Genomic DNA, 14,407 nt, shown 5'->3' on the forward strand with positions numbered 1-14,407 from the left:
GTGCGTGTATCCGTTGGTTTTTTGCATGCTCTCTTGAGTTTCTTTTCATTTACAGGACAGACCAAAGAACAACAAGACCGATGCCGGCAGTGTACATCAGCGCTTCCCGCAGCTTTCCACGCTGCCGCCGCAGGAGGAGAAGCAGCGTAGCTTCTCCCAGAAAACTGAGAAGCCAACCCAGAAGATAGACAAAAAGAGTCGGAATGCTGCTGACCATCACGGAAAACAGCCCAAGGCCGATCAGCCATTTGCATTGTCAATATCCGGCAAATGATTTCATTGTTTCTCTTCTTCACCAAATTGTGGATGGATTGGCAGCGGACAAACATGTAGAATAGGGCACTAGAACTGCTTTTCATGCCATGTTTCCGCCTGACACCCAAAAGGTTGCCGCCGCTTCCGAGCAGCAGACGGCCACGACAGAGGAAATGACAGCAGCTGCGGAGAAATTGGCTCAAATGGCGGAGCGGTTGTCAGAACAAGTAAATCGTTTTACAATCTAAACATCAGTATCGGCAGACCGTTTTGTCGACCCGTTGACGAACGGTTCCTGAATTGCGTAGACCCCGCCCGCGATGCTCCTGCTGCGGGTGGGTTTCTTTTCTGTATCAGCAGGTGTAAAACCAGTATGTCTTTCGAGGGGGCGCTATGATGTCGCAGGAAACACTCCCTTTGTTTGCTGAACCATTCGTTCGCGGCTATGTGGAACAAGAAATTTTTTACAATGAAGAAACGTGGTATGGAGTTATTCGTCTTAAAGTAGAGGAGACCTCGGAAGCGATCAAGGAGAATGACGTCGTTGTCGTGGGAAACTTCCCCCGTCCTCATCCGGAAGAGCTGTACACATTTTACGGAGAATGGAAAACACACCCCCGGTTTGGGCAGCAATTCGCGGCTTCCCGTTATGAGCGCGAAACGCCGAAAACGGTGGCTGGCGTAGAAAAGTATCTGGCCAGTGGCCTGTTCCAGGGAATTGGCAAAAAGATGGCCAAACGAATCGTAGAGCATCTGGGAGTCGACGCGTTGTCGATTATCGCTGACCGTCCCGAGTCGTTGGCGGAGGTGCCTGGGATATCGGAAGCACGTGCCAAGCAGATTTATGAATCGGTGATGGAACATCGTTCTTTGGAACAGGCTATGGTGTTTTTGTACGAGTTCGGGATCGGAGTGCAGCTCGCATTGCGCATCTACCAGACATACAAGCTGGAGACCTTGAAGGTGCTTTCGGAGGAGCCGTACCGGCTGATCGAGGATGTGCAGGGGATCGGTTTCAAACGTGCGGACGAGATCGCTCGTTCAACCGGGATCGCGGCATCCTCGGAGGAGCGGGTCCAGGCAGCAGCTATTTTTACGCTGCAGGAAGCTTCTTATGCCGAAGGCCACGTTTTTCTCCCGATCGAAGAGCTGTGTGAAAAAACGCTGCGCTTGCTTCATGAGTGCGGCGGACATGCCTTTACGCCGGAAGAGGTCAGACTGGCGATTGAAGCGCTGTTTGTCGCCTCCAAAGTGATGTGGGACGAGGAGCGGGTTTACTTGCCAAGCCTCTTTTTTGCCGAGGTCGGCTTGGCCAAGCGGCTTCGTTTTTTTGCCGACCGCGATGACTTTGCTTCCTTTCCGGTGTCTGAGCTGTACCAGGCCATGGGTGCAGTCGAAGAAGAGCTGGATATTACGTATGCACAGACGCAGCGGGATGCGATCGAACAGGCGATCACTTCTGGCTTGATGCTGCTGACAGGTGGGCCGGGTACAGGGAAGACTACTGTCATCCGGGGGATATGTCGTGTATTTGCACATCTGCATGGAATTTCCTTCGATCTGAAAAAATATGACGAAAGCAATCCTTTTCCCATCCTGCTGGCCGCGCCTACGGGCAGAGCGGCAAAGAGAATGGCGGAGACGACCGGGCTGCCCGCCATGACGCTTCACCGGCTGCTTGGCTGGAAAGGCGACAGCTTTGAACATGATGCCGAACACCAGATCCGTGGAAAGCTGTTGATCGTAGATGAGATGTCGATGGTGGACATTTGGCTTGCGAATCAATTGTTCAGAGCGCTGCCAAGCGACATGCAAATCATCATGGTTGGCGATCCGGACCAGCTTCCGTCTGTCGGCCCGGGGAACGTTTTGCAGGACATGATTCGTTCCGGGCTATTGCCGCGCGTACAGCTTACGGAGATTTATCGGCAAGCGGAAGAATCGTCGATTATTCGCCTCGCCCATGATGTGCGGAAAGGAATTGTCCCGTCTGATCTGCTGGATTCCTCCCCTGATCGCAGATTTTTCACAAGTTCGCCACAAGATGTAAACGAAGCTGTGAAACAAATTTGCTCGGGAGCCGTAAAGAAAGGATATACAGCAAAAGATGTACAAGTCCTCGCGCCCATGTACAAAGGAAATGCGGGTGTAAACCGGTTGAATGAAGAGCTCCAGGAGCTGTTTAATCCAAAGACCGGCCAAAAACGGGAAGTGACGTTTGGCGACACCGTATTTCGGACGGGGGACAAAGTGCTTCAACTTGTAAACAACGCCGAAGAACACGTGTTCAACGGTGATATGGGTGAGATTGTCGCCATTTTTTACCCAAATGAAAACGCAGAGAATGAAGAAATGATCGTCGTCTCCTTTGATGGCCGTGAAGTGATGTACAAGCGGTCTGCATACCATCAGCTGACGCTGGCCTACTGCTGCTCCGTTCATAAGTCGCAAGGCAGCGAGTTTCCAATCGTCGTCATGCCATTTGTAAAAAATTACCACAGGATGCTGCGACGGAAGCTGGTGTATACAGGAATAACGCGCAGTAAATCATTTCTCATCATGTGTGGAGAGCCGGAAGCGTTTCGTATCGCCGTCCAGACAGACGAAGAGGGCGTACGATACAGCTACCTGGAGGAACGCCTGAAACAAGGATGATGTTGGAACCTGTTTTGTCGCTGTATGGAACGATTCCATCCGCCCGATACTAAAGAGGCGGAAGGGGGAAATCCCATTATGCGCAAGGCATTGGATGTAGTGGGCATGCCGGTCGTCTGCCTGGATACAGGCGAAGAGATCGGTGTTATCCGTGACATTCTCTTTGACTCCGACAATTGGCAGGTCGCAGGAGTCTTGCTGAGCGAACAGGGCTGGCTGCAATCCGGCACCTATATTCCCCTGGGCCGCATTCATGCGGTAGGAGAGTCCTGTCTCACTGTTTCGGGCAAAGACGCAATTACCTCCTTGGATCAACTGGCCGCTTCGGAACCCACAGGTGTCCTGACAGGGAAGCTGAAACTGAAGGGGAAATCCGTGATTTCCGCTTCGGGGAACTTGCTCGGGCGATTGGAAGATGTTTACTTCTCTGCGGACTGGGAGAAAATTGTAGGGTACGAATTATCGAACGGTTGGCTGGCGGACGTTACTGAAGGACGTAAACGCCTGTCCGTTCCTCCGTCCGTCATTATTGGGGAAGAAAACCTGATCGTGCCGGATTAAGGTTCGCAGCCAGGCGTGAAAGGGAGGAAAAGATAGATGCGTGTGATTTGCCCGAACTGCAGTTCCAAAGACATAGGCAAAATTGGTACCAATCAATACTATTGCTGGAACTGCTTTATTGAAATGAGCGTAGCCAATGAGCAGATCGCTTCCGTTTACCAGGTGGAAGAAGACGGCTCACTGCATTCGCTCAATGATCTGTTTATCGAAGAACAGATCGTACCGACTCAGTTAAGCATGTAGACATCCAAAACCGGAGGTGTGTCGCGAATGATTGCTCGAAACCTGCTTGGCATTATAGCTGCAGGCGGCATCGTGGCTGCTGTCGGATATATGATGGCTCCGCGCCGCCGCAAACGTTTTGCGTTGAACATCAATCGTTGGCCGGTCTCCATGCGGGATGTAAGAAAAATGATGAAAACAAGCCAGAAGCTGATGCGAGTTTTTGCTCGTTAGCATGCTAGGCAAGCTATCAGCCGGACGCGATCAAGGTGCGTCCGGTTTTTTTGCATACACATAATGGAATGAAGATTATTTTAAAAGTATTGGTAAAATAACGATTAGTCCCATATAATGGCTACGCCAGTGCTTATGCTTCGTAAATTTTATAATTGAGCAGTTTTCTCTTCAAAAATCTATACCCATTTATCGATAGATGGATGAGACGGGGAGCGGGACGAATTTTGCCGCCAGCCGGAACAGAAGATGATCTGTCAGAATGCGTTGAGGAGGAAAAGATGGACACTGTAAACGAACAGATCCGCAAGCACTACCACACTTTGACCAACCAGCAAAAATTGGTTGCCAAGCTTATCCTGGACGAGCCAAAGCAAGTCGCGCTCCATCCGGCAAGGGTAATCGGCTCGCTTACGGGAACGAGCGAAACCACTGTCATCCGCCTTTGTTATACATTAGGCTACTCCGGATATACCGCTTTGCAAAATGAGATTCGCGAGTTGATGCTGCTTTCGGGCAAACAAGACAAGCTGTTGGAGCAGTACTCAACAGACGTGGCAGGAGAGACTGATCTGGTCGCCTACCATATGGAGCAGGACATCGCCTATATTCGAAAGACTATGAACGCCTTGGATCCGGGGCAGTTTCAGCGAGCGGTGGAGCTGATTGTGAAAGCGAAAAAGCTGATTGTCGTCGGGTTCCGCAGCTCACACGGACCCGCTACCTGGCTTGCTTCCACGCTAAACGTGGTAAAGGGAAACACATACCTGTATCGAGGGCAGATTGATGATGCCAATTACTTGATCACGGAAGTGGATGCCAAAAGTCTGGTGATTGCTTTTTCATTCCCCCGCTATACGTCAGAGACGATCATTTTTTCCACGGCAGCCAAGGACAAGGGAGCAAAAATACTGGCGATTACCGACGATGAGCTGTCTCCGATCGGACCGATTGCTGATGTGCTGATCAAAGCAAGCACTCCTTCGCCTACACCGTTAAAAGGAATGGCTACGATTTTTTCTTTGTTGAACGTATTGGTCAGCGGCGTTGTCCAGGCAGACCGGAACAACGTACAGCGGCGAATCAAGCAGTACGACGAGAGCATCCAGCAGTTTTATCCGTTTTTTGAGACTTCATAGATGATGAAAGACTGGGGGCAAGTAAACGACGGGATATGATCAAACAAAGAAGGCTTCGCCAACTGGCGAAGCCTGTTTCTTGTTTACGATTGTTCGGCCATCCGTTTTTGCGCCTGATTTTTCATCCGGCCAATCAGCAGGACGCCAACAACGATTACGGCAATCAATGCCCATTTCAGGATCGGGTATTCGACAAAGAAGCCCTTCAGGAATGGCTCGCCTGTAATCATGCTTCCCGCAGTGTAGGCAAGTACGGCTGATCCGATGTAAATCACGGCAGGGTAGCGGTCCATGACCTTCAGTACGAGTGTGCTGCCCCAGACCATGACGGGAACACTGATGATCAAGCCCAGTACCACCAACAGAAAGCTTCCGTGTGCTGCTCCGGCAACTGCAATCACATTGTCCAGTCCCATGACAGCGTCAGCGACGACAATCGTCCAAATGGCCGCACCCAGGCTGGAGCCTGCTTTGACTGTTTCATGTCCTCCGTCTTGTACAAGCAGCTTCATGGCGATCCAGATCAGCATCAAACCGCCGACGAGCAAAAGACCCGGAATTTGTAACAGCCAGACCACAGCCAGAGTCGCCGCTGCCCGAATGACAACCGCCCCGACGGTTCCCCAGATGATCGCTTTCTTTTGCTGATGGGCAGGCAAATTGCGAGCAGCCATCCCGATAACGATAGCGTTATCTCCCGCCAGCACAAGATCGATGACAATGATGGCAAGCAGCGCAGACCAGAATGCAGGTGTAAACAACATCTCCATGTTTCTCCAACCTCCTTTTTTGTGGATGTCTCTAAAGGCCGCTGCTCCAAATCTGCTTGACACTTTTTATGTAGTCTGTGTCACGATGAGGAAAACAAAACAACCTTTACCCTAACAGGCAAAGGTCGAAAAAAACAGAAAAGACCCTTACCTAATCAGGCAAAGGTCTTGCTTACAACGAACGTGACGTTGCCAACAAAGCCGGGGAAAAAATTCCCGTAATGACGACTTTGCTGCGAAAAAGCTACTCCCCTTTGGAGAATATCCATTTGTGTTTATATCGTACACCTGCTACTCAAGATGTGTCAATAAGCAACTGTCACCCATGTACATGTTTTTTTCAAATTGACACATGCTAATCCATACGAAATTTGCGTAGAGGAGGTCACAGCCGTGGAAGGACTTCGCAACAGCCGCCTGTTTGCCGCTGCGATTTGGCTGATCGTACTGCTGATCATCGGCAACTTGCTCTGGCTGCTGCGCCCTGTGATTAGCGCCTGGTACCATCTGCTGACAGAAATTCTCCTGCCTTTTATCGTAGGGCTGTTGATCGCTTATTTGCTGCATCCTATCGTCCAGTTGCTGGAGAGGCGCAGGGTACCGAGGCTGATGGCAGTGCTGTTGATCTATGCTTCGTTCGTACTGATCATCGCTATCGCAGTCGTCAACGCCATCCCCATTTTTACGACGCAGTTGATCGAGCTCTCCGACGATATTCCCAGACTGACCGAATGGTATCACAAATGGATGAGTGAATGGGAGTCGCACAAATACTTTTTGCCGGACAGCATTTCACATGGCGTGGACCGGGTCATCATCCAGTCACAGGAGAAAATGTCCCACTCGATTACGCAGTTTGTGAACAACGCCCGCAATACGCTCGGAAAGCTGCTTGCCTATGCGGTCGTGCCGTTTATCGCTTTTTATTTGTTGAAGGACATGAAAGATCTTCACCGGACGGGAATCGCGATCATACCGGCCCGCTACCGCAAACAGGTGCTTGCCGTATTGCGAGATGTCAACGAGTCATTGGGGAATTACATACACGGTCAGATGATCGTCGCGCTCATCGTGGGACTGTGCGCGTATATCGGGTACTGGATTATCGGAATGCCGTATCCGTTCGTGCTGGCCTCTTTCGTCTGCCTGACCAACGTCATTCCCTATATCGGCCCGATCATCGGCGCAGCCCCTGCCGTCGTCGTTTCGCTGACCATATCGTTCAAGATGACCTTGCTGGTCTTGGCCGTAAATGGGGTCATCCAGATTCTGGAGGGAAATATTCTTTCGCCCAATGTCGTCGGCCGCTCCCTGCAATTGCATCCGCTGCTTATCATCCTCGCACTACTAACCGGGGAGGCAATCGGCGGGATTATCGGCTTGATCGTGGCTGTCCCGGTCTTGGCAGTCTGCAAGGTGGTCATAAGCCGGATCGCTCTGATCATGCATGAAAGTTGACAGCAATCGGTAAAAAAATTTATAATACGGACAATGAAGAGTAACGGGGATAACCCCGCAGATCGATGAAGGAACGAGTACGTTGCAGCCCTTCTACAGAGAGGACACTCCGCAGGTTGAGAGAGTGGCCAGAAGAAGAGCGACGGAAGGCTACTCCCAAGACCGGGAAAAAACCGGCGGCCAGGCACCGTTACGGCCTTAATCGAGCGACAGGCATGGATGCGCAGAATCACGATGCCTGTAAGCAGGGTGGTACCGCGAGACAAGTTCTCGTCCCTGAGGGGATGGGGACTTTTTTATTTTCATACTTCATCATAATAGGAGGGCAGTTTTTATGAAGAAGCTGACAGGTAATCAAATTCGCAAAATGTTTCTTGATTTTTTCGTGCAAAAGGGCCATCGCATCGAACCGAGTGCGCCCCTGGTGCCGGTGGACGATCCATCCCTGCTTTGGATCAACAGCGGCGTAGCCACACTCAAAAAATATTTTGACGGCCGCATCATTCCTGAGAATCCACGCATCACCAACGCGCAAAAATCGATTCGCACCAACGACATCGAAAACGTAGGACGCACTGCGCGCCACCATACCTTCTTTGAAATGATGGGGAACTTCTCCATCGGCGATTACTTCAAGGAAGAATCGATTCACTGGGCATGGGAGTTCCTCACAAGCAAGGAATGGATCGGCTTTGATCCGGAGAAGCTCTCCGTCACCATTCACCCGGAGGACGAGGAAGCGTACGAAATCTGGCACAAGCAGATCGGCATTCCTGCAGAGCGGATTATCCGGCTGGAAGGAAACTTCTGGGATATCGGGGAAGGCCCGAGTGGTCCCAACACAGAGATTTTCTACGATCGGGGCGAGCGCTTCGGCAATGACCCGAATGATCCGGAGCTGTACCCGGGCGGCGAAAACGAGCGCTACCTGGAGGTGTGGAACCTCGTATTCTCCCAGTTCAACCACAATCCGGACGGCACCTACACGCCGCTGCCGAAGAAAAACATCGATACCGGCATGGGCCTGGAGCGGATGGCTTCGATCATTCAGGAAGTGGACAACAACTACGAGACAGACCTGCTGTTCCCGCTGATTGAAGCAGCCAGCCGCATTTCCGGCGTAGCCTATAAACAAGACCCTGAACTGGATGTGGCCCTGAAAGTCATCGCCGACCATTCGCGTACGGTCACATTCGCTATCGGCGACGGCGCCCTGCCGTCCAACGAGGGCCGCGGCTATGTCATCCGCCGCTTGCTTCGCCGTGCAGTACGGATGGGCAAAAAGCTGGGCATCGAGCAGCCGTTCCTGTACCGCCTGACGGAAACAGTCGGCAGCATGATGGGCGAGTTTTATCCGGAAGTGGTGGAGAAGCGCGCTTTCATCGAAAAAGTTATTCGCGCCGAGGAAGAGCGTTTCCACGAAACCTTGAACGATGGACTTGCTATCTTGTCCGAGATGGTAAAAGCCGCGAAAGCAGAAGGCAAAAGCCAGCTTTCCGGGCCTGAAGTGTTCAAGATGTACGATACGTATGGCTTCCCGGTCGACCTCACCGAAGATTTCGCGGGTGAGCAAGGTCTGTCCGTGGACCGCGACGGCTTTGAACAAGCGATGGAGGAACAGCGCCAGCGCGCCCGCGATGCCCGTCAGGACGTGGACAGCATGCAGATCCAGGGAGGTCCGCTTTCCGATTTGACGGTTACGAGCGAATTTGTTGGGTATACTGAATTGGTAGCGACTGGTAAAGTCGAAGCGATTGTGTCAGCAAATCAATTGGTTGATCAAGCGGAGGAAGGACAAACAGTTCAGGTCATCCTGAGTCGCACTCCTTTCTATGCGGAAAGCGGCGGTCAGGTCAACGATGAAGGCGAACTCATCTCCGACAGCGTCAAAGCACGAGTCAGCGACGTGCAAAAAGGGCCGATGGGTCAAAACATCCATACGGTGACGGTGGAAGCGGGCACACTTCGCGTTGGTGACGAGGTCCGGGCCGAGGTAAACCGTGAAGCCCGTCTCGACATCACGAAGAACCATACTGCTACTCACCTGCTCCATCAGGCGCTGAAAGACGTATTGGGAACGCATGTCAATCAGGCAGGCTCGCTGGTGGCTCCGGAACGGCTTCGTTTCGACTTTACACACATCAGCGCGATCACCCCTGAGGAGCTCGAGCAGATCGAAAAGATCGTCAACGAAAAAGTTTGGGCCAATCTGGCTGTCGAGATTTCGAATCGCTCGTTGACCGAAGCGAAGGCAATGGGTGCAATGGCCTTGTTCGGCGAAAAATACGGCGATATCGTTCGTGTCGTCAAAGTGGGCGAGTACAGCCTTGAGCTGTGCGGCGGATGCCATGTTGCCAACACGGCAGAGATCGGTCTGTTCAAGATTTTGAGCGAAAGCGGCATCGGAGCGGGTACGCGCCGGATCGAAGCGGTGACCGGACGCGGCGCTTACCAATTCCTGAACGAACAGCTCGGCATTTTGAAGGAAGTGGCGCAAACACTGAAGGCCCCGCTGCTGGCAGAAGCACCTGCCCGTGTAGAGAGTCTCCAGCAGCAACTCAAGGACGTACAACGCGAAAATGAATCCCTCCGCGCCAAGCTTGGAAACATCGAAGCGGCTTCCTTGACCGACAAGCTCCAGCAGGTAAACGGCGTGCAGGTGCTGGCGGCACGTGTATCTGCATCCGATATGGATAACCTGCGCGGTATGGTCGATGAGCTGAAAAACAAGCTCGGGTCAGCCGTAATCGTGCTCGGTTCCGTCGATGGAGAAAAGGTCAACCTCGTTACAGGGGTGACCAAGGACCTGATGGATCAAGGCTTGCATGCCGGCAAAATTATTAAAGAAGTAGCGACTCGTTGCGGTGGCGGCGGCGGCGGACGTCCAGATATGGCCCAGGCTGGCGGCAAAGACCCGTCCAAGCTGCAGGAAGCGCTTGAGTTGGTATATGAGCTGGTAAAAGGACAGTTGGCGGCGAAGTAATACCGCCTCTGTCCGTCAACTTTCGCCAACTTTTGTGGAAAAGTGCAGAAACAACAAGGAAATGAGTGTGTTCGAAGCGAAGTACACAAGGAATGGCAAAGCAACCAGCGGAAGAGTCTCAATGAATCGAGGTGTTGATCGTGAGTTCGATGGATAAAACCATGAAGTTCACGGTGCCCAAAGAGAATAAGTCAGAGGAAGTGCGGGAAACCTTGACGGAGGTGTATCAGGCCCTGCAGGAAAAGGGGTACAACCCGATTACACAGATTGTCGGCTACCTGCTGTCCGGAGACCCGGCTTTCATCCCCCGCCACAACAATGCTAGAAGTTTGATCGGAAAAATTGAGCGTGACCGGATTATCGAAGAGCTGGTAACCGTTTATTTGGTCGATCGGGATAAGTAATCATCCCTGTTGCCAAAAGGTGGTCGGCAAAAACGCAACACCCCGTTGTACCGCGGTATTCGCATATCCCGTGTGTCGTACAATTGGCTTCGCCCACATGCGGGCGAAGCCGGAGTTATCTAATCAGAACAGCGTAAGTAGGCGAGTCGGATGAAACGGATTATGGGTTTGGATGTCGGGGACAAAACGATCGGGGTCGCCGTCAGTGATGAGCTGGGCTGGACGGCCCAAGGCGTGGAAACGATCAGACGGCAGTCCAGAGAGAAGGACTTTGCCCGCCTCGATGAGTGGATCGCCCAGTATGACGTGGGTGAAATCGTCGTAGGTTTGCCAAAGAACATGAATGGCACCATTGGCCCGCGAGGCGAGATTTGCCAAGCTTTTGCCAGCAAGCTCGAAGCACATACGTCTTTGCCCGTCCACCTGTGGGATGAGCGTCTGACGACCATGGCCGCTGAGCGCATGCTGATTTCCGCCGATGTCAGCCGGCAAAAAAGAAAAAAAGTAATCGACAAAATGGCGGCCGTATTAATCCTGCAGGGTTATTTGGACGCGAAATCGAGGTGACGAGCATGAGTGAAGAGTTGTTTGAGGAGTTTGAAGTAGGCGATGTGATTGCGCTGACCGAGGAAGGAAGCGACGATCCTCGCGATTTCCGCATTATGTATATCTTTGACATCGAGGATCGTTCGTATCTGGTCCTGGTCCCTGTCGATCAAGAGGAAGAAGAAGAGTACGAGGTTCACTTCCTCCGCTACGAAGGCACGGATATGCTCCAGCCGATCGAAGACGACGAAGAGTGGGAGCAGGTAGAAGCGACATTCGAGACCCTGATCACCGATCTGGAGAAGGAAGATCTGTAGGAAATCTGAAAAGCTCCAGGAGAGAAGACGAGAGCAGGCTGTCGAGAAAGTCGACAGCCATTTTTATTTCCCTGTATTTTATGACGACACCGCGTTAATGTGTTATAATATTCTTGTAATTACATTTACTGGCGGGTGATTATTGTGCTTTCCTCTAATGAAAAAAAGCAACAAATGCAATATGAATTTGTATGCCTTGATGAGTTGGTCCCGGAGGACCATTTGCTACGAGTTATTCAAAAGCATGTAGACTTCTCTTTCATCCGAGAAAAAGTACGCCAATACTATTGTGAAGATAACGGTAGACCAGCCATTGATCCGGTGGTTTTATTTAAAATGATTTTCATTGGATACCTTTACGGTATCCGGTCAGAAAGACAACTCGAAAAGGAAATTCAGACGAATATTGCTTACCGCTGGTTTCTTGGCCTTTCACTAACAGATCGAGTTCCAGACCACACTACCATCAGTTGGAATCGTCGAACTCGTTTTAAAAACACAAATGTTTTCCAAGAGATTTTTGATGAAATCGTTCGCCTTGCTATCCAACATCGCATGGTTGGCGGACGTGTTTTGATAAGTGATTCCACTCATCTGAAAGCAAATGCGAACAAACGTAAATTTAAGAAGCATGTTATTGAAAAATCTAGTCGAGCCTACCTTAGTGATTTAGAAGCAGCCATTAATGAAGACCGTGAAGCACACGGAAAAAAGGATTGAAGCCTAGAGAGGATGTGAAGGAAGAAAAGGAAATCAAGGTGAGTACTACTGATCCGGACAGTGGTTACATGGTTCGTGACGGAAAGCCTGAAGGCTTTTTCTATCTCGATCATCGGACAGTCGATCATAAGTACAATATCATAACTGATGTACACGTGACTGCGGGTAACGTTCATGATTCTGTTCCTTATGTAGATCGGCTACAACACCAAATTGAGAAGTTTGGGTTTACAGATACCATTGAAGCCGTTGCATTGGATGCTGGCTATTTAACTACTCCAATCTGCAAGGCTCTGCACGATCTAAATATCTTTGCCGTCATTGGCCATCGAGCTTTTTCACCTGTTAAAGGCCTTATCGCCAAATGGCGGTTTAAATATGATCCCGAAAAGAATGTCTATATTTGCCCCCAAAAACATGAGCTTGCTTATTCGACAACTGACCGTAACGGATACAGAATGTATAAGTCAAATAAAGAAATATGTAAGGCATGTCCGATGCTCACTATGTGTACACGGTCAAAAAATCACCAAAAGGTGATAACCAGGCATGTATGGGAAGAGAGTAAAGAATGGGTTCGACAGAACCGCTTAAGTAAGTCAGGAAAATACCTATACAGGTTGAGATACCAAACGATAGAGCGAAGTTTTGCAGATGCCAAAGAACTGCATGGACTTCGCTATTGTAGGTTGCGCGGACGTGAAAATGTCCAAGAGCAAGCGTTGCTGACAGCAACCGTTCAAAATATAAAAAAGATAGCACTCCACCTTGCAAAGGCATGTTAGGTGTGGTGCTATCTAAGACTTCCAGCACTTCGTGCTCAATTTTATTGTTATGAAAGAAGAAACTCCAACATATTGTGGGGTTTCTCGACAGCCTGACGAGAGGGATAATTTCCCTCTCGTTTTTTTATGAAACCATATCTATTGTTTGCGAATTGCCGGCTGGTTCTCATCCAAACGGTAGATCAGCCTGCCCTCTGCATCATAGGCCAGAAGAACGGCGGCTGCTTTCTCGTCCTTTCCAAATACACGGGCAAAGTGATACAAGCCTTTGATCGGCTGCATCGATTGCTTGACCCCGTCACTCCATTCGACGGTTAGCGTGCGGATTCGCGGGTCATTGACTTGGTCGACAGCGTAGCTGTACCAGTTGTCATCCTCCCGCTGTCCGCCCCAGCTCATTTTTAGGATTTCGTTCGGGTCAAAGGTATACCCACCGCCTCCGCCGCTGTTTCGCCAGAGAACGCCGAACGGCCGGTCCATGAAAAAATGGTGGTAAAGCTCATGCTCTTCATCGTAAAAAAGGACAGAGTGCATGCTTCCTGTTTGAATCATGGATACCACCTCGATGGTATCGGAAGGTAAGGCCATTCCTTCAAGGGTCTGCCGAACAGCGGTTTTTGGCGACCACGGGCTTGGGTAGTAAAGCGGAAACAGGATCATCACGGATACGGCAATAATCAACCAGCGGATCAAGCGGTTTCTGCGTTCCCGCATTAGCAAGCGCTCTTGCATTATTCCATCCCTCCTTTGGCCAGGGGAACGGTAAAGGAGAAGGATTGGCCGTAGCTTTCGGCATATATGCGGATGGATTGCAGATCGGATGGAGCTTCTTTTATCAGGTAGTACCCTTTGGAAACAAACCAACTGATCGATTGTCCCCCTGATCTAACGTCTAGATCTTGACCCGTATCGGAAGCAATATTTACAAAGCTGGGAAGACTGGCCGATCCAGAACCGCGGCTCGTCATATAAACCTTCAGCGTGCTCCCGTCGTACCTGACTCCGTCCACCGTCAATTCCCGGTTATAATACGTTTGGGAGATGCCGGGACCTGGATAGAACGTGCCCTCCTTTTTGGCAGAACGTATTTCATCTGCGTTGGCAAACAGCACCGTGAACGAGGCGATCAAGAGAAGAAGGACTTGCCCCCCGAGACAAATAACCAAGAACCATTCCAGAAAGGTGAAAAAGCGTTTCATCCTGCAAAATTCCTTCCTAATTATTTGTTTATTTCTTCCATTTTTATTAGGGGAAATCCTGCTTTTTTCCCGGAAAATGCTTCTGCTCAGGAGTTGATGACAAGGTAGACATGCCTTCGGTATAATGAAACAGATAATGGGCGGTTACCTTTTACCCGA

The 14,407-nt window shown here is 50.6% G+C and carries 15 protein-coding genes; 11 read left to right on the forward strand and 4 right to left on the reverse strand.

The window, feature by feature from the left end:
- Nucleotides 1–49: 49 nt before the first annotated feature.
- Nucleotides 50–217, reverse strand: a complete 168-nt coding sequence (locus NST96_RS09735) for a hypothetical protein (protein WP_342406166.1) — start codon at nucleotides 215–217, stop codon at nucleotides 50–52.
- Between the two features lie 431 nt (nucleotides 218–648).
- On the opposite strand from NST96_RS09735, the gene NST96_RS09740 reads away from it, so the two are divergent.
- The 5 genes from NST96_RS09740 to NST96_RS09760 all read left to right on the forward strand — a co-directional run bounded on the left by NST96_RS09740 (nucleotide 649) and on the right by NST96_RS09760 (nucleotide 5,066).
- On the forward strand, nucleotides 649–2,910 hold the full coding sequence (locus NST96_RS09740; RefSeq protein WP_024984957.1) for an ATP-dependent RecD-like DNA helicase: 2,262 nt from the start codon (nucleotides 649–651) through the stop codon (nucleotides 2,908–2,910).
- A gap of 78 nt (nucleotides 2,911–2,988) precedes the next feature.
- Complete coding sequence (locus NST96_RS09745) at nucleotides 2,989–3,471, forward strand: PRC-barrel domain-containing protein (protein ID WP_003387546.1); 483 nt, start codon at nucleotides 2,989–2,991, stop codon at nucleotides 3,469–3,471.
- A 36-nt stretch (nucleotides 3,472–3,507) separates the two neighbouring features.
- A complete protein-coding gene (locus tag NST96_RS09750; protein ID WP_003387545.1) occupies nucleotides 3,508–3,714 on the forward strand; it encodes a hypothetical protein in 207 nt (68 codons plus the stop codon).
- Nucleotides 3,715–3,741: 27 nt separating this feature from the next.
- Nucleotides 3,742–3,927 carry a hypothetical protein gene (locus NST96_RS09755; protein ID WP_003387544.1) on the forward strand — a complete coding sequence of 62 codons (186 nt, stop codon included), beginning with the start codon at nucleotides 3,742–3,744 and terminating at the stop codon, nucleotides 3,925–3,927.
- A gap of 281 nt (nucleotides 3,928–4,208) precedes the next feature.
- Entirely contained in the window at nucleotides 4,209–5,066 is an 858-nt protein-coding gene (locus tag NST96_RS09760) for a MurR/RpiR family transcriptional regulator (RefSeq protein WP_243015000.1), read from the forward strand.
- A gap of 83 nt (nucleotides 5,067–5,149) precedes the next feature.
- On the opposite strand, the gene NST96_RS09765 is transcribed toward NST96_RS09760, so the two are convergent.
- Nucleotides 5,150–5,836, reverse strand: coding sequence for a TerC family protein (locus NST96_RS09765; RefSeq protein ID WP_003387542.1), 687 nt, complete (start codon nucleotides 5,834–5,836; stop codon nucleotides 5,150–5,152).
- 393 nt (nucleotides 5,837–6,229) lie between these two features.
- Between NST96_RS09765 and NST96_RS09770 the strand changes: the two genes are divergently transcribed.
- From NST96_RS09770 to NST96_RS09795, 6 genes are all read left to right on the forward strand, one after another.
- Complete coding sequence (locus NST96_RS09770; protein WP_003387540.1) at nucleotides 6,230–7,294, forward strand: AI-2E family transporter; 1,065 nt, start codon at nucleotides 6,230–6,232, stop codon at nucleotides 7,292–7,294.
- 334 nt (nucleotides 7,295–7,628) lie between these two features.
- Nucleotides 7,629–10,277, forward strand: a complete 2,649-nt coding sequence (alaS, locus tag NST96_RS09775; RefSeq protein WP_003387536.1) for an alanine--tRNA ligase — start codon at nucleotides 7,629–7,631, stop codon at nucleotides 10,275–10,277.
- A gap of 140 nt (nucleotides 10,278–10,417) precedes the next feature.
- Nucleotides 10,418–10,681 carry an IreB family regulatory phosphoprotein gene (locus NST96_RS09780; RefSeq protein WP_003387534.1) on the forward strand — a complete coding sequence of 88 codons (264 nt, stop codon included), beginning with the start codon at nucleotides 10,418–10,420 and terminating at the stop codon, nucleotides 10,679–10,681.
- Nucleotides 10,682–10,831: 150 nt separating this feature from the next.
- Nucleotides 10,832–11,248: a Holliday junction resolvase RuvX gene (gene ruvX / locus NST96_RS09785; protein WP_024984956.1), complete on the forward strand. Its 417-nt coding sequence runs from the start codon at nucleotides 10,832–10,834 to the stop codon at nucleotides 11,246–11,248.
- 5 nt (nucleotides 11,249–11,253) lie between these two features.
- Nucleotides 11,254–11,544 (forward strand): DUF1292 domain-containing protein, encoded by a 291-nt coding sequence (locus NST96_RS09790; RefSeq protein ID WP_003387530.1) that lies wholly within the window; start codon nucleotides 11,254–11,256, stop codon nucleotides 11,542–11,544.
- 174 nt (nucleotides 11,545–11,718) lie between these two features.
- Nucleotides 11,719–13,049, forward strand: a protein-coding gene (locus tag NST96_RS09795; RefSeq protein ID WP_122958896.1) for an IS1182 family transposase whose coding sequence is annotated in 2 segments (ribosomal slippage) — nucleotides 11,719–12,259 and nucleotides 12,259–13,049 — 1,332 coding nt in all. Because the reading frame shifts where the segments join, the coding sequence is not laid out codon by codon here.
- Between the two features lie 138 nt (nucleotides 13,050–13,187).
- Here NST96_RS09795 and NST96_RS09800 read toward each other — a convergent pair.
- Both NST96_RS09800 and NST96_RS09805 read right to left on the reverse strand, forming a co-directional pair.
- Nucleotides 13,188–13,781, reverse strand: coding sequence for a hypothetical protein (locus tag NST96_RS09800; protein ID WP_031932380.1), 594 nt, complete (start codon nucleotides 13,779–13,781; stop codon nucleotides 13,188–13,190).
- A complete protein-coding gene (locus tag NST96_RS09805) occupies nucleotides 13,781–14,248 on the reverse strand; it encodes a hypothetical protein (protein ID WP_024983691.1) in 468 nt (155 codons plus the stop codon). The genes NST96_RS09800 and NST96_RS09805 overlap by 1 nt, the downstream gene beginning before the upstream one ends.
- Nucleotides 14,249–14,407 lie beyond the last annotated feature (159 nt).

It is taken from the genome of Brevibacillus sp. FSL K6-2834 (genome assembly GCF_038592925.1).
GTDB classification, from domain to species: domain Bacteria; phylum Bacillota; class Bacilli; order Brevibacillales; family Brevibacillaceae; genus Brevibacillus; species Brevibacillus borstelensis.